Origin of the sequence: Halomarina halobia (genome assembly GCF_029338575.1) — an archaeon.
Lineage (GTDB): Archaea > Halobacteriota > Halobacteria > Halobacteriales > Haloarculaceae > Halomarina > Halomarina halobia.
Genome location: NZ_CP119994.1, coordinates 1 through 20,997, shown reverse-complemented (window position 1 = coordinate 20,997; position 20,997 = coordinate 1). Strand labels below are relative to the sequence as shown.

The following is a 20,997-nucleotide window of genomic DNA, read 5'->3' as shown; positions in this document are numbered from 1 at the left end:
GTAATCGGCGGTCGCGGACGGTCACGCGTCGATCCGCTCGGCGAGGCGGGAGAGCGCGTCCCGGCCGTACGCCTCGCCGTCGAGTTCGGGTACCACCCGGACGGAGCAGTCGGGAAACGTCTCCCGGACGCGTTCGAGCCGTCGCTCGTGGCGCGCCTTCCGCGCCGCGCACCGGTCGCAGTTCTCGTCTACGTCCTCCAGCACGCGGTTCACGAGAAGCGTGTCGACCGGAACGTCGAACTCGCGGAGGCGCTCCACGAGCCGTCGGGTCTCCTCGATGGCGAGCGTCTCGGGGAGCAGCACGACCCGGAAGTCGGTTCGCTCCGGGTCGCGGAGGAGCGCGGCGACGCGCTCCATCCGTTCGCGCAGCGCGTCGACCTCGTCCGGTTCGCGGCCGGGACGGAGGAGGGCCGCGGGGCCGAACACCACGCTCCGCGCCGAGGCGACCAGCCGTCGGAGCTGTCCCCGCACCTTCCCGACGGTCGAGAGCGACTCGCGCAGCACGTCGGGCAGGGTCAGCAGCCGGAGGGTGTGTCCCGTCGGCGCGGTGTCGAACACCACGTAGTCCCACGCGTCCGCCTCCGCGTACTCCCCGATGAACTCGAGCGCGGCGATCTCGTCACTCCCTGGCACGAACCCGGCCGCGAACAACCGCTCGACGTCCTCGTCGTCGAGCCTGACGCCCGCCTCCCGGAACTCCGCCGCGAGCACCGAGACGATCCCGCGGTAGGTCTCCTGGCCCGCCTCGGGGTCGGCCTCCACGGCCCAGAGGTTCGCCGCGACGCGCGTCGGCTCGCCGCTCAGCTCGGTCTCCAGGCTGTCACCGAGGGAGTGGGCGGGGTCCGTCGAGACGACCAGCGTGCGCGCTCCGCGGCCGGCGAGTTCGAGCCCCGTCGCGGCGGCGCACGACGTCTTTCCCACCCCGCCCTTCCCGCCGTAGAAGACGTACTCGGTCATCGCCCGACCTTGGTCCCGCGGCCGCAAGGCGTGCGGCCGCGGAGGGGTGCCGTCGGCCCGTCCGCGGCGAGCACACGTCGTTTCTCGCAGATTCGACACGGCTCGTACAGTTCGCACGATCCTTGCGATTTGTACAGTTTGTACAGTTTGGATAGTTCGTACCGCTCCGCGGCCCGGTTCGTCGGACCGGCGTTCGCCCGCGTGCCGTCAATCGGTCTCGTTGTACCAGACGTCGACGTGGTGGGTCGGCCCGTAGGACTTGCCGACGACGTCGAGTCGGCCGTCGCCGTTCACGTCGGCGAGTTTCGCCTCGTGGGTCGCGACGCCGCGCTCGACGACGACCTCCTCGAACGCGCCGTCGCCGCGGTTCCTGAACACGACGTGCTCCGGGTCGTCGTTCTCGCCCAGACCCATCTCGCCGACGTAGACGTCCGGTCGTCCGTCACCCGTCAGGTCGCCGACCTGGAGGCTGTGCGGGCAGTACATGTCGTCGCGGAGGACGTGCGGCGTCCAGTCCGGTCCGTCGAACCACGCGACCTGCGCGGGGTGGGTGCCGTAGATGGGCGAGTCGCCCTCCGCGAGGACGATCTCGTCCTCGCCGTCACCGTCGAGGTCGGCCACCGCCACGCGCACGTCGTCCCACCCCTCGACGATGGACTCGCGGTCCCACGAGCCGTCGTCGTCGCGGTGGTAGATGCCCGTCCCGGCGACGATCTCGGTGCGGCCGTCGCCGTCGACGTCGCCGACGTGGACGCCCTCGACCGAGCGGTCGCGGTCGACGACGTGGCAGCACCAGTCGGGCCACGGCTCGACGGTCGGGTCCGCGGGAATGTCGAAGTAGAAGACGGTGGCGGCCTCCTGGGAGAGGCCGACGATCTCGGGCTCGCCGTCGTCGTCCACGTCGCCGACCGCGAAGTCGTGGTACTTCCGGAAGCGGTCGGTGAGCAGGTGCTGCTCCCACGGCTCGCGGGGGTCCTCGGGCTGGCGGTACCAGTAGACGTCGCCGTGCCCGTAGCCCTGGCCGACGATCAGGTCGACGCGGCCGTCGCCGTCCACGTCGTGGAGGGTCCCGCCGACGTCGAGGTGGAGGTCCCGCTCGGCGGCGAGGGTGTGGCGCTCCCAGCCGGGGTTCTCGTACCAGAAGACGTTCGTCTCGAAGCGGGGGAGGAGCGAGCCGATCCCCGGCAGGAGCCGGAGCTTGATCTCGGTGCCGTTGAGCGAGACCGTCGGGTAGCGTCCCATCCCGCCGACGATGACGTCCGGCCGGCCGTTTCCGGTCAGATCGGTCGTGAAGCAGGTACTCAACCGGCCACAGGGAGGGCGCGAGTCGATTCGCTCGTGCCGGAAGTGCATGGTTTCGCTTGGTCTTTCACGGTCGTTGTAATGACTCGCCTACCGATTCCTGACAGACCGGGAACCGAACCACTCCGCCGCCCGACGACCACTCGCGCGGCGGTCGCCGGGCGACGACGTTCCGCGTACGATACACCTTTCCCTTGGTAGGGATCGCGTAACGAGCACCGCGGCACCGCCGTCGGCGCGTTCGCGTTCGACGTATCGCCGTAGCGACTGCTCGTCTCCGGTGGTAGTCCCGCCGTCGAATGCGCAATCTATCACGATAGAATACTAATAACCATACGCCCCGGGCGCCGAGGACGGTCGCAATGGCATCCGCGACGCTCGAGGGTCGGAGCGTGTTGGTCACGGGGGGCGCGGGGTTCATCGGGAGCCACCTGGTCGACGCGCTCGCCCAGGACAACGAGGTGCACATCATCGACGACTTCTCGACGGGACGCCGCGGACACGTCCACCCCGGGGCGACGGTGATCGAGGGGGACGTCTGTGACCCCGCGGTCGTTTCGGAGGTGATAGCCGACGTCGATCTCGTCTTCCACCAGGCGGCGAACGCGAGCATCAAGCGGTCCGTGGACGATCCGAGCGCGAGCCACCGCGCGAACGTGCAGGGGACGCTCACCGTGCTCGAACGCGCGCGCCGCACTGACGCGCGCGTGATCGTGGCGTCGAGCACCGCGATCTACGGGAACCCGACGTCGGTTCCCATCTCCGAGGACGAGCCGACGACGCCGACCTCGCCGTACGGCGTCGAGAAACTCGCCGCGGACCACTACGCGCGGCTGTACAACGAGCTCTATGACCTCGACACCGTTGCCCTCCGGTACTTCAACGTCTACGGACCCCGACAGGCGTGTGCGGACTACAGCAGCGTCATCACCACGTTCCTCGAACAGGCGTGTAGCGGACAGCCCATAACGATCGAGGGCGACGGGTCGCAGATACGTGACTTCGTCCACGTCAACGACGTGGTCCGGGCGAACCTGCTGGCGGCGACGACCGATCGGGTTGGCGAGGCGTACAACGTCGGCACCGGACGGAGCGTGAGCGTCCTCGAACTCGCCCGACTCGTCGCCGACCTCACCGATTCGCGCGGCGAGGTCATCCACGTCGATCGCCGTCCGGGTGACATTCAGAAGAGCCGAGCGGACATCTCGAAGGCCCGGCGGGACCTCGGCTACGAACCGTCGGTCGGGCTGCACGACGGCCTGGCGGCGCTCGTCGACGGCGACGGGACCGTCCGCCGGCGGTGACCGCGTTACCACTGGGCACTCCTCGACGGCGAGAAATTCGCCCCTGAGAACCCCGAGAAACCGTTCGAGGTCGATAACCCGCGAAAAATCGTCCGCTAACCGGACATCGGCACCCGGCGGAGCCGCCCTGATCGACCGGAGACGACGCACCCCCATATAACGTCTGACGACCGCATGACGGCCGCCAGCCGCTCACGAGCGTATAATTCAATCATCTGGGCAAGAAAGTAACCTGCAATCGATCGGAACGAACCTCAGATGCCCGTATCAGTTTTCGCACATTCTGCAAAACGGGCGGGGGGTTTTGCAGCCCCTGCATAAATCAGTTACTTATTAAGCTATTCATAGATTACACTGGAACTGCTGACGCAGCATCGTGGGGATGCACGCGTGTCCGCCGATCACGGACGTTCGTATAATCGGTACGGCGGACATAACTCCGATCTCGTCGCGGCCGCTTCGGTACGCGGCACGACCGGTAGGTGCAGCCAGCCGCTGCGACCAGCCACAGGTGGTATCCAAATGAGCCAAACTCGACTTCAGACGCCGGACGAACCGTCGTCACCGACTGACTCCGCCGACGCCGGGTCGGAAAAGCTTCCGCTCGACACGGTGTTCGAGATCCTCAAGAATCGACGTCGGCGCGACATTCTCCAGTATCTCTGGGAGCACGACGGTTCCGCCAACATCGGCGAGCTCGCGGAACACATCGCGGCGATGGAAAACGGAATAGAGGTGAACGCGCTCTCGTCCGCGCAACGAAAGCGCGTCTACATCGGCCTCTACCAGTGTCACCTCCCGAAGATGGACGACGCCGGGATCGTGGACTTCGACAAGCATCGGGGGACCATCGAACTGCGGGAGGTCGCAGAGCAGCTCACCCCGTATCTCACCGTGCAGACGGACACTACCGATCGGGTCCCGAGGAGCAATCTGTACGTCGGACTCGCGGTCGGGGTGCTCGTCTCCGGCGGGGCCCTGGGCGCACCGGTACTGGGTGGGATCGAACCGCTGGTGTGGACGTTCCTGAGCACGGCCGCTCTGCTGTTCGTCACCGCGAACCAGTTCCGGGCGAAAGCCGACGGCGAGGAGGACTCGCCGCTGGCCCCGGTGCTCGAGCACCTCGACGCCGAGCCCTCGGTGTCCTGAGTTCGCTCCTCCTGACCCCATCGCTCGTACTCTCGTTCGAGCGTGCTGCACCGACCGGGTGTAGCACGCTCCTAACCCGGACGGTTTTTCGTCCGTTCATCGACAACCTGTTTTTAACAAAGGTCCCGGGCTGGCTGCTATCGGTAGATGATGCGCCGTGGATACGTGGGAATCCCGTGGCTGGAGAGGACGATTGGTCCCTACCGGGGTGACCGTTCGGAGACCACCCTGCGGAAATTTAATACAAATCTGTGCACGATTAAACTAATAAAGATACAGTTGGAAAAATTGATCATGAGCGCTCAGGGTAGCCGACACGGAGACGTCGATGGCGCAGTACACCACGTTCCGGGGGTGAGTCGCTGATGTGCGGCATCACCGCGTACGTCGGAACCGACGACGCGGTCGGCGGCCTCCTGACCGGGCTCTCGAACCTCGAGTATCGGGGGTACGACTCCGCGGGCATCGCGGTCAAGAACGGACGCGGACTGGAGGTGATCAAGCGGGAGGGCGAACTCGACCGACTCCGCGAGGCGGTGGGTAGCGAGCGGCCGACCGGCGGGATCGGCATCGGACACACGCGCTGGTCGACCCACGGCCCGCCGACCGACGAGAACGCCCACCCACACACGGATTGCTCGGGACGCATCGCCGTCGTCCACAACGGGATCATCGACAACTACGACGGGCTCCGGACCGACCTCGCCGCCGAGGGCCACGAGTTCAGGAGCGACACCGACACGGAGGTCATCCCGCACCTCATCGAGTCCGAACTGGAGACGGGGAAGTCGCCGGCCGACGCCTTCCGGGCGGCCATCGCCCGCCTCGACGGGAGCTACGCCGTCGCCTGCCTCATCGACGGCGAGGACGTCGTCTACGCGACCCGCAACGGATCGCCGCTCGTGCTGGGACGGGCCGACGGGCGGTACTTCCTCGCGAGCGACGTCCCCGCCTTCCGCGAGTACACGGACGAGGTCGTCTACCTCGAGGACACGGACGTCGTCGTCGTCCGTCCGGGGGGGTACGAGATCACCGATCCCAACGGGATCCCGGTGAACCGGCCGGTCGAGACCGTCGACTGGGAGCCGGAGGCGGCGGGTAAGTCCGGCTACCCCCACTACATGCTGAAGGAGATCAACGAGCAACCCGAGTCGCTCCGTCAGACCCTCCACGGCCGCGTCGACGCGCTCGCGGGGAAGGTCGACCTCCCCGAGTTCCCGCCCGGCACCTTCGAGGACGTCGAGCAGGTGCAGTTCGTCGCGATGGGCACCTCCCACCACGCCGGGATGTACGCCGCGTCGATGCTCACCGCGCACGGCATCCCCGCGCACGCCTACATGGCGGGGGAGTACGCCGACTGTCCGCCGCCCGCGGACGGTCGGACGCTGGTCGTCGCCGTCACGCAGAGCGGCGAGACGGCCGACACGCTCAACGCCGTCCGCCGCGCCCGGAGCGCGGGCGCGCGGACGCTCGCGGTCACGAACGTCGTCGGGTCGAGCGTCACCCGCGAGTGCGACGACGAGCTGTTCATCCGCGCGGGGCCGGAGATCGGCGTCGCCGCCACCAAGACGTTCACCTCGCAGGTCGCGGCGCTGACGCTGCTTGGCGAGCGCATCGCGGGCGACGTGACGGGCGTCGCGAGCGCCGGCGCTCGCGACCTGCTGGCGGCGCTCTCCGAGCTGCCGGGCGACGTCCAGCAGGTGCTCGACGACGGGACGGCCCGCGAGGTCGCGGAGGCGCTCTACGGCTGCGACGCGTACTTCTTCATCGGGCGCGGTCCGGCGTACGCCGTCGCGCTGGAGGGGGCGCTGAAGATGAAGGAGATCAGCTACGAACACGCCGAGGGCTTCGCCGCCTCCGAACTGAAACACGGCCCCCTCGCGCTGGTCACGCCGGAGACGCCGCTGTTCGGCGTCCTCACCGGGAAGGACGAGACGAAGACGCTGAACAACCTGAAGGAGGTGCAGGCGCGCGGCGCGCCGGTGATCGTCGTCACCACGCCGCGCCACGCGTCCGCCGCCTCGTTCGCCGACTACGTCATCGAGATCCCGGAGACGGAACCGGAGGCCGCGGGCATCCTCGCCAACGTCCAACTGCAGCTCGTCTCGTACTACGCCGCGGACCTCCTCGGCCGGCCCATCGACAAGCCGCGCAACCTCGCCAAGAGCGTCACCGTCGAGTGACACCGTCCGTGCCGACGCGAGAAACGCCCGTCCGGACGGGGATCGTCGGCCCGCCGCGCTTAACAAGCAGCCGCCGTGACCGACCGTGTGAGGAAGACCAGGCGCTACACTAATAGCTCAGGGAAATGATAGCCGAACACGGGTATGAGTAGGCGTTCACCGACGGAGGTCCCCGCGGCGAGTGGTCGCACCCAGCGGGGCGGCCGGCGCTGCCGGGGTGCCGTGAGATGTCCGACCCGGAGCCCCAGCTCTCGGAACTGCTCGACCACCTCGGCGACGACGTCTCGCGGGCGGTCCTCGCCGCCTGCGCGAACGATACCCGGAGCGTCGGCGAGCTCGCCGAACTGTGTGACGTCTCCGAGGCGACGATCTACCGTCGATTGAACCACCTCATCGACTCCGGACTGCTGGAGGAGCGCCCCCGGATCGGGGGCAACGCCGTCTCGGGGGGAAAGGAGTACCGCACGGCCATCCAGCACGTCGAGATCGTGCTCGACGAGGAGGGGATCACCGTCCAGATCGACGACGCGACCGAGTCGGGGGACCGCTGCCGACGTTCACGGTGTTCGACCCCGACGAGCGCGAGGAGGACGGAACGCGGGTCGTCGACATCCAGTTGAAGCTCCCCGAACACCTCTTCAGTGAGTTTCTCACCGTCTGGGCCGAGCTGAACAAGCGCGCAGAAGCGGAGCGCGACGACGACGATTCGAATCAGGGAACGCTGAACGACGCTCTATGACGAACCCCGACCCACACATACCGGATCCGCCCGAAGACCCGCGCAGGGCCGACCACTATCGGCACCCGGACTGCGTGGAGATCGTCTACCTCGTCGAGGACGGCCACGTCCTCACGCTCCGCGAGTACGATAGCGTGGAGGCGTTCGAGCGGACCGTCGCGGACGCGCGCTACCTCGGCCTCCACGAGGGCGTCGAGGCGCTCCCCGATCCGGCGACGTTCGCCGACGAGGACGACACGTCCGAAGACGGATAGATCAGAAAACGTACCAGTACGCCGGACGACCGATCGCGGCGGGTGCCGAGATCGGTCGACGACGGCGTACCGGCGGCGACGCCGCTGCCGAAGGTTTATTATACGTGGTGCTGAATTTTCAGATGGCTTCCCCGGTTCGCGTGCCAGTTCGTGTGCCAACAATCGTGCTGCGGGCCAGGGAAGCTACTCGACGCCCGACACGAACCGGCGAATCGTGTGCCAGCCGGTTATCGTCCCTCGGCGTTCCGATACCACGCCCACGCGTCGGGAACTACCTCCCTGAGCGGCCGGTACGCGTAGCCAAGTTCCGCCTCCGCCTTCCGACTGCTGTAGAAGAGTCGCTTCGTCGAGAGCCGCGCCATCTCCCCGTCGAAGGGGAACATCCGCGTCCCGAGGAGGTCGTTCACCCGGCCGACGACCGGCCCGGCGGCGTGGACGAGCGTCGGGGGGAGTTCCACCGCCGGTTTCTGACCCCCAGTCAGCGCGGCGATGACGGTCAGCGCCTCGGCGTAGGTGAGGTTCTCGCCGCCGAGGACGTAGTGCTCGTCCGCCTCGCCCCGCTCCGCGGCGGCGACGATCCCGTCGACGACGTCGCCGACGCCGACGAAGCTCGCCCCGCCGGGGGGATGCACCACGGCGAGCGGGTTGTTCACGAGCGCGAACATGCGCCCCGTGAAGTCCGGGTCGCGCGGCCCGAAGATCGACGTGGGGTGGACGGTGACCACGTCGAGGCCCGCCTCGCCGTACTCGTCGCACAGCGTCTCTGCGGCGGCCTTCCCGCGCTGGTACGCGCCGATCGGCTCCGCGACGTCGTCCTCGGTCGCGGTCCCCCGCGCCCGACGGGTCCCCGCCGTGCTCGTGAACAGGACGCGCTCGACGCCGTGCTCCCGCGCGGCGTCGAGGACGTGTTCCGTCCCGTCGCGGTTCACCCGCTCTACCGTCTCCGCGTCGCCGGCCTGCAGGCCGATGCCGGCAAGGTGGAAGACGTAGTCGTGGCCCTCGACGGCCGCGCTGACGGCGGCGGGGTCGAGCACGTCCATCGTGGCCCACGCCATGTCCACGTCCGCGAGGGCGGTGGCGTCGGAGGTCGGCCGGCGCGTCCCGGTGACCTCCCAGTCCCCCGCCGCGAGTGCCGCACAGAGGTGCGAGCCGAGGAAGCCGGTCGCGCCGGTGACGAGCGCGCGCTCAGGCATCCGGGTCCCCCATGAACTGCGGCGGGAGCAGGTCGCCGGTGACGCGGGAGTAGAGCCGGTACCCCGTCTGCATGACGGGGGAGGTCTCCCCCGTCTCCTCGCGCTCGTTCGGGAGGCGGTCCGCGATCTCGTCGAGGTCGAGGCCGGCGACGGGTGGCGTCCGGACGCCGTGGGGCGCGAGGTAGGGCACCTCCTCGGGGTCCTCGTTCACGAGCCGAGCGGCGGCCGCGTCGAGCGTCGGCGCGTCCGAACTCGCGAGGAGGAACCCCGACCGGTGGGGCGCGCCGGTGTAGGTGTACGTGCCGTCGAGGAGGACGGCCGCCGGATCGCACACCGCGGCCGCGGCGACGACGTCCTCGGCGGTCGCGTCGGCCGCGTCGGCGCCGAGCGCGCCGAGGGCGGTCGCGGCCATCCCGGCGACGAAGCCGTGGTCGGGGTCGGTGCGGAGCGTCGGGACGGTCACGAGCGTCTCCGAGTCGAGCGGCTCGGGGACCGTCACCCGACGGCGGCTGTCGCCGATGGTGACGGTCCGCTCGACCGACCCGGCGGCGTCGAGGTCGAGCACGTCCACGCCGAGGCGGTCTACGACCTCGTCGTAGCCGAGGAACGCGGCGCAGCGATCGCCCGCGACCCACGGGGAGTCGGGGTAACAGAGCAGAACCTCCGTGCCGCGTCCCTGGAGGAACTCGATCAGGACGCCGACCACGCCCGGATCAGTGACGAGGCCAGTGCTGGGGTGGAAGGGGTAGTGCACGTCCGGCACGACGAGCGCGCGTCCGGCGGGCGGCGCGTCGTCGAGGAGGTCCATGACGGCCCCGGCGAGCGACGCCGCCGTCCCGTCGACCCGGCGACCGGAGACGCGGGGGGTCACTCCGTCACCTCCACGAGCGCCGCGTCGGCGTCCGCGATGCGGTAGGCTTCCCTGACGTGTTCGACCATCCGCAGGCCCGTCTCGCCGCCGACCGGCGGCGACTCGCCGTCGCGCACGGCGTCGAGGAAGTCCCGCAGCGCCCAGTAGTGGGCCTGGTAGTAGTACGTGGGCTTGAAGTACTCCGGCTCGTCGCCGCGCAGGCGGCGGCCGAGGTTCTCGAGCGCCGAGCGGGCGGCGTAGGTGGTGAAGCGTCGCGGGACATAGTCGGTGCTCACGACCGAGTCGGCGATGCCGTCGAGGCGGAGGTAGCTCGTCACGTCCGGCGGCGTCTCCCACTGGAAGAACCCGCAGGTGAGCGTCGCCGTCGTTCCGCGCTCGCCCCTGACGACCACCGTGGCGGCGTCCTCGTAGGGGAGGTTCAGCTGGCGGTCGGTGACGGCGTGTTCGACGGTGAGGTCGCCGAAGAACCACTCCAGCACGTCGAGCAAGTGGATGCCGAGGTCCATCAGCGCCCCACCGCCGGTCGCCTCGGGATCGAGCTGCCAGGTCGGCACCTTCGATCGGCCGGCGGCGCGTCGAACGGTCCGTTGTTGATGCGCGAGATGGACGCGATGGGGACGTGGCCGAGACGCCCCTCGTCGAGCAGTTCCTTCAGCCGTCGCATCTCGGGCTGATAGCGGATAGTGTGATCGACGCCGACCGAGACGCCCGCGGCGTCCGCGGCGTCGAGCATCCGTCGCCCCTCCTCGGGGGTGCGCGCGAACGGCTTCTCGACGAAGACGTCACAGCCCGCCTCGGCGGCCGCGACCGCGGCGTCGGCGTGGAGAAACGGCGGGAGGGCCACCACGACCGCGTCGAGCGACTCGGACGCCAGGAGGTCGGCGTAGTCGTCGTAGGTGCGGCGGACGCCGAGGCGCTTCGCGCGCTCCCGGTTACCCTCGACCGCGTCCGCGGCCGCGGCGACGGTGACTCCCTCCAGCGTGCTCGCCGTCTGGAGGTGGACGGTCCCGATGTGACCGACGCCGAGCAGTCCGACGGCCAGCTCACGCGGCATCGACGGCCCCCCTGAGCGGTCCTCTGCCGATGCTACTCGACGGCGTCCTCGTAGTCATTACCGGAACAACGGCCGCTGTCACATCTTGTTATACACTCGCTACCCGCGATGCTCGATAGCGTCGCGAACAGCGCCGTACGCGTTGGTCAGTTTGAGCAGGTAAGTGAGCGCATAGAACAGGAGTTTCTCCGAGAGGGGAAGGTCGTCCCAGTTACGTAGCGCGGCGCGGACCTGCCCCGGCGTCGCCGGTACGTAGATCGCGGGGTTGAAGATGAGCCGCGCGGAGCTGCCGTAGCGCTCGGGGTAGATGCGCCTGAGCTGGTTCTTACCCCGGCCGATGCGGATGGACTTCTTGACGAGCGCCTTCAGCGTCGTCCGCGTCGGGTGGTACATGTGAACGTCGGCGGCGTAGCCGAGCGTCCACCCCGCCCGATAGACGCGGTGGCCGAACTCGCGGTCGCCGCTCGACGTGAAGCGGACGTCGAACGGGCCCACGTCCTCCACGACCTCCCGGCGGACGGCCAGACAGCACGTCGGCGCGTAGTGGAACTCGGAGACGTAGTCCTCGATGGGAAAGCCGCTCAGGCGGTTGAACTTCGCCGCGAGCGACTCCTCCCCGACGGAGTACAGCTTGACGTTGCACGCCAGGTAGTCGATCTCCTCCTCGTCCATCGTCTCGACGACGCGTTCGAGCCAGTCGGGGTCGACGGTCATGTCGGCGTCGATGAACGCCATGACGTCGCCCGTGGCGCAGTGTAACGCCCGCGTTCGCGCCGCGTACGAACTCTGCCGGCGACGCTCGTCGAGCGCCGTCACGCGCTCGTACGCCTCCGCGTACTCCTGTGCGACTGCCCGCGTCCCGTCGTTCGATCGGTTGTCGACGACCAGTATCTCGTAGTGCTCCTCGGGGTAGGTCTGATCGATGAGCGTATCGAGGGTCGTGCGAAGTCCCTCGGGGTCGTTGTAGACCGGAACGATGACGGACACGAACGGCACGGTCGCCGCTGCGGCCACGGCCGTCGTTCCTTCCGCGTTAGTAGCTTGTTCCGTCATTGTGTGCGAACCTCTGATACCGGCCGACGACGACCGGTCGTTCCCGATAGACCAGTGGCTGCCCTATTTATCCTCCGCCAGAGACGCTGGCCTATCCGGCCCGAGCGAGCGAACTCACCCGCTCGAACTACACGGGAATACATCGATTACACCTTTAGTTGTATCTGATTCTCCCGCCCGCCGGATATAGTTGCACGTCGTTTCACGTGCGATAAGAAGAACCTTTAGGGCGGGTCCAGTGACACTATCGTACGCGTTCATTATCAGCCTCCGTACCTTCATAGCGGTACACCTCGATGTCGATGTACTCCCGGTGCCACGTCTGCCGACGGCCGTCGCTCGCTATCGCCTTGATGCGCTCGTCGTCCTCGTCTTCCGTGTGAGAGAGGACCACCCACACCTCGTCGTGGCCGGCCATCTTCCGCCTGATCTCCGCGTCGCTGTGCGTTCCGTTCCGTTGGGTGCGTCGTCCGCGTTGATCGGTTTGACCACGAGGTCGTCCCGGGTCTGGTAGTACTCGAAGGCGCGTTCGGTGACCTGATCCGCGACGACGACCAGCGCGCCTCGATCCGCGCGCTGTTCGACGTCGGCGGTCGCCTCGTCCCACTGCTCGCGGGTGTCGGTGGTGAGGTAGAAGGTCGTCGGCGGGACGAGCGCGACGAGCAGGAGGACGACGAGCGCGAGGCGAACGTGCGAGCGCTTCGCCCTGCTGACGCCGTATCCGACGAGCAGGTAGAGCGCGAAGGAGGCGGCGATGGTGTATCGCGGCCAGAAGACGGGGGTGAGCGCGTAGGAGACGACGAGCGGCAGGAGGAACGTCCCGGCGAGCCAGAACAGCAGGAGGTGGACCTCCCATCGGTCGGTGAACCCGACGCGCTCGCGGAGGTTCCGTAACGTCCGCCCCGGGCGACGCGCGTCGAGCGACGCGGAGAAGCAGCCGTCCGTGACCGCGAGGACGAGCAGTCCCCCGACGAGCACCGAGACGTACGCCAGCGCCGGCACGATCCCCGTCCGCGCGAAGTACCCCGTCACCACCGCGATCACGAGCTGTGGCGTCGGCGTCGGGATGTAATCGAGCGTCACGCCGCCGCCGAAGCGGAAGAGGGCACCGACGACCAGCGGGAGCACCGCGAGGCCGAGGGCGGCCTGCGTCCCGACCGCCCGCCGGAGGTCGGCGACGCGACCCCGCAGGACCGCGAAGGCGAGGTAGGCGCTCTCCCCCGCGACGACGAACACGGCGAACGGATGGCTGTAGACGAGGAGGATCGTCGCGAGCGCGTAGGCGGCCGCCGTGCGTCGCGACTCCGTTCGCAGGTACCGAACGAACAGGTACAGCGAGGAGAGCGCGAGAAACGCGAACAGCGTGTACATCCGCACCTCCTGGGCGTGGTAGACCTGCACCTGCGCCAGCGCGTAGATCAGGGCGGCGACCAGCCCCGTCGCGTCGTTGAACAACTCGCGCCCGGCGAGGTAGAACAGGGGGATGGAGGCGATGCCGAACAGCGCCGAGAACGAGCGGAGCGCGACGGGCGACATACCGAACGCCGACGCCCACAGGTCGAGCAGGACGTAGTACAGCGGCAGGTGGGGCTGACTGAGCGGGATGACGACGAACAGTTCGAGCGTGTCGTACCGCTGGATGAACTCCATCGTGATGAGCTCGTCCAACCAGAGGCTGTCCCTCCCGATCCCGTACAGGCGCACGGCCGCGCCGACGAGCACGACGGCCGCGAGCGCTATCCGCGTCCGGCCCGCACGAACGACCCGCTCTGACATTAGTGGTGGTAATCAGGACCCGCTGATAACGATACTGGCCGAGTACGTCCCGTGCCAGTGAGTTTCATCCATCAACGATCGTGGTGGATCTCGGGGGTGTCCCGCGCAGGCGGCCGGTCGCGGCGACGGCCGGGCGACGCGTCAGGGTTGAACCGCGCTCGTGAGGTCGATCAGCGTATCGGCGCCCACGCGCAGCGTGGTGATGGGGTCCTCGGGGTGGTCGTGCTCGAAGACCAGCCAGTCGACGCCGTTGCGCTCCGCGGCCCGGGCCGCGCCGGGGAAGTCGACGAGCCCGCGGCCGGGATTCGTCGAGCGGACGGACGCCAGCGGCCCGGGGTCGCCGTCCACGACGACGTCCTTCATGTGGACGAGCGGGGCGCGGTCGCCGACGAAGTCGAGGACGTCGCCGGGATCGTAACCGGCGGCGGTGACGCCGCCGACGTCCACCTCGAACGCGACGGCCTCCGGGCTGGTCCGCGCCACGAGGCGGCCGTAGGCGGTCGACTCGACGGACGCGGCGGCGACGGGCGGGGACGCCACGGCGCGCAGCGCGCGGTCGCCGAGCAGGCCGAGGCCGGTCTGGGCCTTGCTCGCCCCCGGGGAGTGGGGGTGAACGGCCGTGAGGAACCGTTCGAGGGCCGACGGTCGATGGACCGGCAGGAAGTCGTGGACCTGGTTGTGGTAGACGAGCGAGAGGCCGCGATCGGCGAGCGCCGAACCGACGGCGTTCAGCCGCGCGGCCAGTTCGTCGAGGCGGCCCGGCGTCCGGTAGTGGGTCACCGGCAGGTGGGGGATGACGAGACGGGTGACGCCGAGCGCCCGGTACCGCTCGGCGACCGCGTCGAGGTCCGCCTCGATCGCGCGCAGGTCGACGTGCGCGCCGATCGGTTCGACGCCGGCTTCCGCGAGCGCGTCGCCGACCGCCTTCGGATCCGCCTCGGCGACGCGCGTGGCGAACTCGACGCCCTCGAAGCCCGCGGCCGCGACCCGGCGGACGAGCTCCGGCAGCGGTTCGTCGATATCCCGCACGGTGTAGAGCTGGATCGCGGGGCGCATTACGCGGACCACCCGTGGAGAGGCCCGACGCGCCCGACGGCGTACGGCGTTGGCATGTCCGACAGTCACCACGTTCGATACTATTGTAATAACGCCCCTACGCCCCGGACGGGAGCGTTCCGGACGACCGGAACGTCACACAGGTAGGGTAGCTGTCACATAACCCGCCAGGGGGCGTGCGAGCGACGCTCCGTCGGTGGACGCTCCGCGTCCGCCGCGCCGAACCGGAGGACCAGTAAGTACTTATCGTGCCAATCGATCACTAGCCTCGTGACACGAGAGAGGCCCGGACCGCGGACCGGAGGAGCGGACGACAGCCGTCCCACGCTGATCGCGGCGCTCGTCCTGCTCGGGGTCGTCGTGATCCCCCTGCTCGCGCTCTCGCCGACGGACGCCTCGGTCGCGGTCCTGGCCGGCGCGCTGGGTCTCGCGGCGTCGTACCTCGCGACGACGTGGGCGGTCGATCGGACTGACGTCGCCCCGCAGACCTGCGTCGAGAAGTGAGTACCGGGGCCGCGGTGCCTCGGAACCGCTACCCGTTGACCGCGGCGACGACGCTCCGGAAGTTCTTCTCCAGCCCCCAGCCGAAGCCCCGGTCGAGCACCAGCGCCGCGACCCCGTACGAGACGGCCCCGACGACGATCTGGACGACGAAGACGCCGAGCACCGGCAGGTACGCGTCGATCCACGCGCCGACGGCGACCACGACCGCGAACATGAAGACGCTCGCCGCGAGCGGGAAGGCGACGTCGCGGGCGACGCGACCGTACGACGTCTCGACGATGCGCACCAGGTAGTAGACGTCGATCGGCATCATGGGGAAGATCTGCACGGCGACGATGGCGAGCGAGACCAGTTCGATCCCCTGGAGTTCGACGCCGAACAGGGCCATCACGAGTTCCTGCCCGTAGAGGATCGAACCCGGGACGAGCACGGCGAGCATCAGGACGCGGAGGAACGAGAACTTCGCGATGAGATCCGGCCGTCCGGTCGCCTTGAACACCGGCCCCATCGTCGCCATCATCGAGCGCATGAGCCCGTAGATGGCGAGGATCTGCATCGTCAGCACCATGGGCATCCACTGCTCACCGAGGAAGGCCGCGATGAACGCGGGCGTGACGGCGATGATGCCCATCGACATGGGAAACGAGAGGAACGTCGTCACCTGCAGCGTGTGGAAGTACGCGTCGCGTAGCTGTCGGACGTTGTCCTGGAGCTTCGAGTACGCCGGGAACGTCACGCTCGAGATGACGTGGGTGACCTCCGTCGCGGGCGCGTTCGAGAGCTGGTAGGCGTAGCGGTAGAAGCCGAGCGCGGTCGTGGAGACGAGCGCCCCGACCACGACGTCGTCGCCCTCGTTGTAGAGGAAGTAGAGGATGGACGTCGCGGTGATCCACTTGCCGTAGTTGGTGATCTCCTTCGCGTGATCGAGGTCGAACTCGAAGCTCGGGCGGTAGTCGTGCATCAGGTACGAGACGACCATACGGATGAAGTCGGAGATGACGTACGCGAGCACGAGCGCCCACACCGTCTCGTAGGTGTAGGCGTACCAGATGGCGAAGACGAACTGGACGACCGACCCGCTCAGGGTGTAGACGAACTGCTTGTCGAACTCGAGGTCCTTCTGGAAGTAGACGGTCGCCGGGTTGCGAAGTCCGACGAACACCTGCGAGAGGCCGATGACCTGCAGCAGCGGGACGGCCGCCGGTTCGCTGAAGATCGTCTCGCCGATGAACGGCGCGGCGAGGAGGAGGATCCCGGCCAGAAGGACCCCACGACCGATCTGGAGCGCCCACGCCGTGTTGAGCATGTCGTCGACGTTCTCGTCCTTGTTGTAGATGAGCGAGGAGCTCAGCCCCAGGTTGGAGAACTGCCGCAGCGCGCTGACGGCGAGGAGGGCGATGCCGAGCAGCCCGAGCGCCTCCGGCCCGAGCACCCGCCCGACGACGATGAGGAGGGTGATCTGCAACAGCCGATCGATGACGTTGAGTGCGCCGACCCACATACCGCCCTTGACCATCCGCTCGCCGACGCCGTCGCCGCTCGGCCTCACGAGGCGCTTCAGGCGAACGAGCAGGTCCCGAATACCGCTCATCGCGACCGCGCCCCCGTCCGGAGAACCGCCATCGCCGTCGCTCCCGAACGGAGGGCCGGCTCGCGCACTCTGGTCATTCGGGACTCCCTCGGGGAGACACGGGCATTGTTATGACTCTTCTAAGCCCACCGCGGTCGTGAGAAAACGTATCGTAGAGCGTGAACGAACGACTCGAAAGGATGTGCTTAACCAAGCGTTAGGGACCGAAACAACCGGAAAATGGCATCGTCCGGCGATCCCCGACCGCTGGTGAGCGTCGTCGTCCCGACGTACGGTCGCCCGACGTTACTCCCCGAGGCCGCCCAGAGCGTCCTCGATCAGACCCACGAGCGCGTCGAGCTCATCATCGTCGACGACCACTCCCCCGAGCCGGTCGGACCGGCCCTCTCGGAGCTCGACGTCGGCGACCGGGCGTCGGTGACGTGTATCCGCCACGAGCGGAACAGGGGGGCGAACGGGGCTCGAAATACGGGGATCGAGGCCGCAAACGGCGAATTTGTCGCGTTCATCGACGACGACGACTACTGGTACGAGACGAAGATCGAGCGCCAGCTCGAGGCCTTCGACGACCCGGACGTGGGCCTCGTCCACACGGGCGAGCGCTACGTCACCGGCGACCGGGTCAACCACGTCCTCCGCCCGACGGTTCGCGGCGACGCCACCGAGGAACTCCTCTGTGGCGCGCCGTTCGGCACGTTCTCCACGCTGATGGTCCGCGCGTCCCTCGTCGAACGCGTCGGGTTGCCCGACGAGCGGTTCCCCTGCTGGCAGGACCGGGAGTGGCCGATCCGCCTCTCGACCGCCTGCCGCGTCGAGGCGGTCGACGAACCGCTCGTGGATCACCGGATGGCCGACCACGAGCAGATCAGCGACGATCTCGAGGTGAAGCGCGACGTCGCCTACCCGCTGTTCGTGGAGACGTTCCGCCCGCTCGCGGCCGAGTACGGCCGGACGACGGTCCGGAAGATGATCGCCTCCCGCGCGACCGTCGTCGCCTCCGCGGCGCTCAAGACGGGACACTACGACGACGCGCGGCGGTTCGCCCTCCGGTCGATCCGGTCGTGGCCGCTCGCACCCACGCCGTACCTCCTCCTCGCGCTGTCGCTCGGCGGTCGGCCCGCGTTCAGCGCCGCGCAGTGGACCAAACGGTCCGTCGTTCGTCACTTTCGGTAGACGCGAGCGATAGTAGGCCCATAACAATACCCGTCAGGCGATTCGTGGGATCCAATGCAGGCAGTCGTACTCGCCGCCGGGAAGGGGACCCGGCTCCGTCCGCTCACCGACGATAGACCGAAGGGACTGGTCGAGGTCGACGGGAAGCCGATCCTCACCCACTGCTTCGAGCGACTCGTCGAACTCGGCGCGTCCGAGTTCGTCGTCGTCGTCGGCTACCGCAAGGAGGACATCATCGACCACTACGGGGACAGCTTCGACGGCATCCCCATCACCTACTGTCACCAGCGCGAGACCAAAGGGCTGGCCCACGCCCTCCTGACCGCCGAGGAGTACATCGACGACGACTTCATGCTCATCCTGGGGGACAACATCTTCGAGGCCAACCTGGCCGACGTGGTGCGCCGCCAGTCCGAGGAGCGCACCGACGCGGCGTTCCTCGTCGAGGAGGTACCCTACGAGCAGGCCTCCCGCTTCGGCGTGTGCAACACGAACGACTACGGCGAGATAACGGAGGTCGTCGAGAAGCCCGAGGACCCGCCGTCGAATCTCGTCATGACCGGGTTCTACACGTTCTCCCCCGCGATCTTCCACGCCTGCCACCTCGTCCAGCCCTCCGACCGCGGGGAGTACGAACTGAGCGACGCGGTCGACCTCCTCATCCGGAGCGGGCGCACCATCGACGCCATCCCGCTCGACGGTTGGCGCATCGACGTGGGCTACCCCGAGGACCGCGACGAGGCCGAGCGGCGACTGCGGGCCGCCCGCGGGGCCGAGGAGGAGGTCGCGGAGTCGGCGAGCGACTGAGATCGAGGCCGAGCGACCGAGCGCGCGGCGCTGCGTGATCGAACGTCGTGCGACCGACCCACCACCCCGCGAACCGGCGCGAGCGGAGTAGCGCGCGTCTAACAATACCTCGTCCGGGGAATACGTCGGGTAGCCGTGTCGCAACGCGCCAGTCCCGACTCACGCGCCGCCGGACGCGCTCGACCCGCGAGCGACGACCGCGAGCACGCGTCCTCGGTGCTCGTCGTCACCGACTTCACGCGGAACCTCTCGAAGATCGAACGTCACGTCGGTCCCCTCGCCGAGACCGCGGACGTGACGATGGTCTGCATCACCGGCGACGGCGAACTCGACGGTATCGACTACCGGACCGTCCCCTCCCTCGGCGCGCGGCCGCTCGGCCTCGCGCTCATGCTCGTCGCCGCCCTCTACGAGGCGTGGCGCGGCGACTACGACGCGGTCGCCTCCTTCTCGCTGCTCCCCCACGGCTGCATCGCGCTCGCCGTCGGGACCGCCTTCGGGATCCCCGCCCACCTCGGCATCATCGGCATCGACCTCGACGTGCACGCGCGCTCGCGCTACGGGGCCGTCGTGCGCTGGCTCATCCGCCGGTTCGACGCGATCTCGGTGCCCGGAACGGCCTTCCGCGACCAGCTCGTCGGCATGGGCGTCCCGCGGGGACGGATCGAGGTCCTCGCCAACCCGATCGACGTCGGCACCTACCACCCGAACCCCGACGCCGAGGCCGACTACGACCTCATCTGGGTCGGCCGGTTCGACGCGGAGAAGGACCCGCTGCTGTTCGTCGAGGCGCTGGCTGAACTGCGGGAATCGGGCCGCGAGGTCACGGCCGTGATGCTCGGCGACGGCCCGCTCCAGGACGCCGCGGAGCGACGGGTGCGCGAGCGCGGCCTCCGCGTCGACCTCCCCGGGTGGGTCGACGACCCGGTCGCGTACTACTGGCGCTCGCGGGCGTTCGTGCTCACCTCCGAGCGCGACGCGCTCCCCCTGACGCTCGTGGAGGCGATGGCGACCGGACTCGGCTGCGTCGTCCCGGCCGTCGGGAACGTCCCCGACGTCGCGCGAGACGGCGAGACGGCGCTCGTGCTGGAGGAGATGACCGCGGGGACGCTCGCTGCCGCGCTCGACCGGCTGCTGGCCGACGACGAGCTGTGCGCCCGCCTCGGCGAGAACGCCGCGGGCGTGGCCGACCGCTACTCCTACGAGGCCGCCGCCGAGGACTGGGTGCGGATCCTGGAGACGCTCGGCGTCAGGTGAGCGAAGCGGATAGACGTACCGCGATCACGCCGGGTCGGTCCTGAATCGTTCGATCGGGACATCGCCGATCTCGTCGTAATCGTCGTCCGCACCAACGAGCAGTACTCCGCCGACGTGAGCGGCAGTCGCGAGCGCGAAGGCGTCACCCAGCGCCGGGGAGTACCGATACTTGAACTCGGCCGCTTGACGCCATGTCTCGGCGGTGTCGACTCGTCTGATGCCCGTCTCCTCGATGACGTCGGCTACCACATCCGCCCGTTCCTCGCCATCGATCGCGCGCACGACGTAGTGGACCTCCGTGAAGGTGACCGCGGAGAGGTAGCCGTCAGACGAACCGGTTACCGCCTCGACGTACGTCTGGACGGTATCGCTACCCGGCTCGTCGCAGAAGTAGGCGACGAGCGGCTCCGCGTCGAAGACGATGCGTCCGGGGACATCCCTCTCGGAGGTCACTGCTCCTCCCCGTCCGCATCCTCCTCAACGTACCGCCGTCGAAGGTCGGCCTCGCTGGCCCGATCGCGATCGCGTTCGTCCCGGAGCAGTTCGACGGCGGATCGCCCCCGGGAATCGGTCTTCCCCTTCAGAATCCCGCGCAGATCCGCCACGGATCGGATCGGACGCACGACGATTTCCCCTTCGTCGGTGCGAACGAACTTCACCCGTCCGGGAGTGTCGATGCCTAATTCCTCCCGGAACTCCTTCGGAATGGTCGCCTGCCCGCGGGCCGAAACCGAGACCACCTTTTCAGACTCGGATTTACTCATACATTCTCTT

Annotated in this window: 22 protein-coding genes; 10 read left to right on the top strand and 12 right to left on the bottom strand. The window is 68.5% G+C overall.

Annotated elements, in window-relative coordinates; genetic code table 11:
• Positions 1-21 precede the first annotated feature (21 nt).
• Together P1K31_RS20905 and P1K31_RS20900 are read right to left on the bottom strand one after the other, a co-directional pair.
• Positions 22-957: an ArsA family ATPase gene (locus tag P1K31_RS20905; RefSeq protein ID WP_276306790.1), complete on the bottom strand. Its 936-nt coding sequence runs from the start codon at positions 955-957 to the stop codon at positions 22-24.
• Between the two features lie 207 nt (positions 958-1,164).
• Complete coding sequence (locus P1K31_RS20900) at positions 1,165-2,310, bottom strand: FG-GAP repeat domain-containing protein (RefSeq protein ID WP_276306789.1); 1,146 nt, start codon at positions 2,308-2,310, stop codon at positions 1,165-1,167.
• Between the two features lie 311 nt (positions 2,311-2,621).
• On the opposite strand from P1K31_RS20900, the gene P1K31_RS20895 reads away from it, so the two are divergent.
• The 6 genes from P1K31_RS20895 (at position 2,622) to P1K31_RS20870 (ending at position 7,888) form a co-directional block, all read left to right on the top strand.
• A complete protein-coding gene (locus tag P1K31_RS20895; protein ID WP_276306788.1) occupies positions 2,622-3,563 on the top strand; it encodes an NAD-dependent epimerase/dehydratase family protein in 942 nt (313 codons plus the stop codon).
• A 522-nt stretch (positions 3,564-4,085) separates the two neighbouring features.
• A complete protein-coding gene (locus P1K31_RS20890; RefSeq protein ID WP_276306787.1) occupies positions 4,086-4,712 on the top strand; it encodes a DUF7344 domain-containing protein in 627 nt (208 codons plus the stop codon).
• Positions 4,713-5,077: 365 nt separating this feature from the next.
• Positions 5,078-6,895 carry a glutamine--fructose-6-phosphate transaminase (isomerizing) gene (glmS, locus tag P1K31_RS20885; RefSeq protein ID WP_276306819.1) on the top strand — a complete coding sequence of 606 codons (1,818 nt, stop codon included), beginning with the start codon at positions 5,078-5,080 and terminating at the stop codon, positions 6,893-6,895.
• A 227-nt stretch (positions 6,896-7,122) separates the two neighbouring features.
• Positions 7,123-7,515, top strand: coding sequence for an ArsR/SmtB family transcription factor (locus P1K31_RS20880; protein WP_276306818.1), 393 nt, complete (start codon positions 7,123-7,125; stop codon positions 7,513-7,515).
• The gene (locus tag P1K31_RS20875; RefSeq protein WP_276306817.1) at positions 7,458-7,634 is read left to right on the top strand and encodes a hypothetical protein; all 177 of its coding nucleotides are present in this window, start codon (positions 7,458-7,460) and stop codon (positions 7,632-7,634) included. The genes P1K31_RS20880 and P1K31_RS20875 overlap by 58 nt, the downstream gene beginning before the upstream one ends.
• The gene (locus P1K31_RS20870; RefSeq protein WP_276306785.1) at positions 7,631-7,888 is read left to right on the top strand and encodes a hypothetical protein; all 258 of its coding nucleotides are present in this window, start codon (positions 7,631-7,633) and stop codon (positions 7,886-7,888) included. The genes P1K31_RS20875 and P1K31_RS20870 overlap by 4 nt, the downstream gene beginning before the upstream one ends.
• A 227-nt stretch (positions 7,889-8,115) precedes the next feature.
• Here P1K31_RS20870 and P1K31_RS20865 read toward each other — a convergent pair whose 3' ends face one another.
• The 7 genes from P1K31_RS20865 to P1K31_RS20835 all read right to left on the bottom strand — a co-directional run bounded on the left by P1K31_RS20865 (position 8,116) and on the right by P1K31_RS20835 (position 14,891).
• Positions 8,116-9,081 carry an NAD-dependent epimerase/dehydratase family protein gene (locus P1K31_RS20865; protein ID WP_276306784.1) on the bottom strand — a complete coding sequence of 322 codons (966 nt, stop codon included), beginning with the start codon at positions 9,079-9,081 and terminating at the stop codon, positions 8,116-8,118.
• A complete protein-coding gene (locus tag P1K31_RS20860) occupies positions 9,074-9,952 on the bottom strand; it encodes a DUF362 domain-containing protein (RefSeq protein ID WP_276306783.1) in 879 nt (292 codons plus the stop codon). The genes P1K31_RS20865 and P1K31_RS20860 overlap by 8 nt, the downstream gene beginning before the upstream one ends.
• The gene (locus P1K31_RS20855; protein ID WP_276306816.1) at positions 9,949-10,506 is read right to left on the bottom strand and encodes a Gfo/Idh/MocA family protein; all 558 of its coding nucleotides are present in this window, start codon (positions 10,504-10,506) and stop codon (positions 9,949-9,951) included. The genes P1K31_RS20860 and P1K31_RS20855 overlap by 4 nt, the downstream gene beginning before the upstream one ends.
• Positions 10,458-11,006, bottom strand: a complete 549-nt coding sequence (locus tag P1K31_RS20850) for a Gfo/Idh/MocA family protein (protein ID WP_276306815.1) — start codon at positions 11,004-11,006, stop codon at positions 10,458-10,460. Before P1K31_RS20850 ends, P1K31_RS20855 begins: the two co-directional genes overlap by 49 nt.
• A 99-nt stretch (positions 11,007-11,105) precedes the next feature.
• Positions 11,106-12,059 carry a glycosyltransferase family 2 protein gene (locus P1K31_RS20845; protein ID WP_276306781.1) on the bottom strand — a complete coding sequence of 318 codons (954 nt, stop codon included), beginning with the start codon at positions 12,057-12,059 and terminating at the stop codon, positions 11,106-11,108.
• Between the two features lie 342 nt (positions 12,060-12,401).
• Entirely contained in the window at positions 12,402-13,835 is a 1,434-nt protein-coding gene (locus tag P1K31_RS20840; protein ID WP_276306814.1) for a glycosyltransferase family 39 protein, read from the bottom strand.
• A 141-nt stretch (positions 13,836-13,976) separates the two neighbouring features.
• Positions 13,977-14,891 carry a sugar phosphate isomerase/epimerase family protein gene (locus P1K31_RS20835; protein ID WP_276306779.1) on the bottom strand — a complete coding sequence of 305 codons (915 nt, stop codon included), beginning with the start codon at positions 14,889-14,891 and terminating at the stop codon, positions 13,977-13,979.
• Between the two features lie 270 nt (positions 14,892-15,161).
• Here P1K31_RS20835 and P1K31_RS20830 point away from each other — a divergent pair, with 270 nt between their 5' ends.
• A complete protein-coding gene (locus P1K31_RS20830; protein ID WP_276306778.1) occupies positions 15,162-15,395 on the top strand; it encodes a hypothetical protein in 234 nt (77 codons plus the stop codon).
• A gap of 28 nt (positions 15,396-15,423) precedes the next feature.
• Here the strand turns inward: P1K31_RS20830 and P1K31_RS20825 are convergent, their stop codons facing one another.
• Complete coding sequence (locus tag P1K31_RS20825) at positions 15,424-16,986, bottom strand: lipopolysaccharide biosynthesis protein (protein ID WP_276306777.1); 1,563 nt, start codon at positions 16,984-16,986, stop codon at positions 15,424-15,426.
• A gap of 219 nt (positions 16,987-17,205) precedes the next feature.
• Between P1K31_RS20825 and P1K31_RS20820 the strand changes: the two genes are divergently transcribed.
• The 3 genes from P1K31_RS20820 to P1K31_RS20810 all read left to right on the top strand — a co-directional run bounded on the left by P1K31_RS20820 (position 17,206) and on the right by P1K31_RS20810 (position 20,223).
• Positions 17,206-18,159 (top strand): glycosyltransferase family 2 protein, encoded by a 954-nt coding sequence (locus tag P1K31_RS20820; RefSeq protein ID WP_276306813.1) that lies wholly within the window; start codon positions 17,206-17,208, stop codon positions 18,157-18,159.
• 54 nt (positions 18,160-18,213) lie between these two features.
• Positions 18,214-18,966: a UTP--glucose-1-phosphate uridylyltransferase AglF gene (gene aglF / locus P1K31_RS20815; RefSeq protein WP_276306775.1), complete on the top strand. Its 753-nt coding sequence runs from the start codon at positions 18,214-18,216 to the stop codon at positions 18,964-18,966.
• A 135-nt stretch (positions 18,967-19,101) separates the two neighbouring features.
• Positions 19,102-20,223 carry a glycosyltransferase family 4 protein gene (locus P1K31_RS20810; RefSeq protein ID WP_276306774.1) on the top strand — a complete coding sequence of 374 codons (1,122 nt, stop codon included), beginning with the start codon at positions 19,102-19,104 and terminating at the stop codon, positions 20,221-20,223.
• Positions 20,224-20,247: 24 nt separating this feature from the next.
• On the opposite strand, the gene P1K31_RS20805 is transcribed toward P1K31_RS20810, so the two are convergent.
• Positions 20,248-20,676 carry a PIN domain-containing protein gene (locus P1K31_RS20805; protein ID WP_276306773.1) on the bottom strand — a complete coding sequence of 143 codons (429 nt, stop codon included), beginning with the start codon at positions 20,674-20,676 and terminating at the stop codon, positions 20,248-20,250.
• Positions 20,673-20,987, bottom strand: coding sequence for an AbrB/MazE/SpoVT family DNA-binding domain-containing protein (locus P1K31_RS20800; RefSeq protein WP_276306772.1), 315 nt, complete (start codon positions 20,985-20,987; stop codon positions 20,673-20,675). The genes P1K31_RS20805 and P1K31_RS20800 overlap by 4 nt, the downstream gene beginning before the upstream one ends.
• Between the last annotated feature and the right edge of the window lie 10 nt (positions 20,988-20,997).

Coding starts and splice junctions, on each gene's coding strand:
- P1K31_RS20905 (WP_276306790.1), bottom strand. CDS start 957: ATGACCGAGTACGTCTTCTACGGCGGGAAGGGCGGGGTGGGAAAGACG.
- P1K31_RS20900 (WP_276306789.1), bottom strand. CDS start 2,310: ATGCACTTCCGGCACGAGCGAATCGACTCGCGCCCTCCCTGTGGCCGG.
- P1K31_RS20895 (WP_276306788.1), top strand. CDS start 2,622: ATGGCATCCGCGACGCTCGAGGGTCGGAGCGTGTTGGTCACGGGGGGC.
- P1K31_RS20890 (WP_276306787.1), top strand. CDS start 4,086: ATGAGCCAAACTCGACTTCAGACGCCGGACGAACCGTCGTCACCGACT.
- glmS (WP_276306819.1), top strand. CDS start 5,078: ATGTGCGGCATCACCGCGTACGTCGGAACCGACGACGCGGTCGGCGGC.
- P1K31_RS20880 (WP_276306818.1), top strand. CDS start 7,123: ATGTCCGACCCGGAGCCCCAGCTCTCGGAACTGCTCGACCACCTCGGC.
- P1K31_RS20870 (WP_276306785.1), top strand. CDS start 7,631: ATGACGAACCCCGACCCACACATACCGGATCCGCCCGAAGACCCGCGC.
- P1K31_RS20865 (WP_276306784.1), bottom strand. CDS start 9,081: ATGCCTGAGCGCGCGCTCGTCACCGGCGCGACCGGCTTCCTCGGCTCG.
- P1K31_RS20850 (WP_276306815.1), bottom strand. CDS start 11,006: ATGCCGCGTGAGCTGGCCGTCGGACTGCTCGGCGTCGGTCACATCGGG.
- P1K31_RS20845 (WP_276306781.1), bottom strand. CDS start 12,059: ATGACGGAACAAGCTACTAACGCGGAAGGAACGACGGCCGTGGCCGCA.
- P1K31_RS20840 (WP_276306814.1), bottom strand. CDS start 13,835: ATGTCAGAGCGGGTCGTTCGTGCGGGCCGGACGCGGATAGCGCTCGCG.
- P1K31_RS20835 (WP_276306779.1), bottom strand. CDS start 14,891: ATGCGCCCCGCGATCCAGCTCTACACCGTGCGGGATATCGACGAACCG.
- P1K31_RS20825 (WP_276306777.1), bottom strand. CDS start 16,986: ATGAGCGGTATTCGGGACCTGCTCGTTCGCCTGAAGCGCCTCGTGAGG.
- P1K31_RS20820 (WP_276306813.1), top strand. CDS start 17,206: ATGGCATCGTCCGGCGATCCCCGACCGCTGGTGAGCGTCGTCGTCCCG.
- aglF (WP_276306775.1), top strand. CDS start 18,214: ATGCAGGCAGTCGTACTCGCCGCCGGGAAGGGGACCCGGCTCCGTCCG.
- P1K31_RS20800 (WP_276306772.1), bottom strand. CDS start 20,987: ATGAGTAAATCCGAGTCTGAAAAGGTGGTCTCGGTTTCGGCCCGCGGG.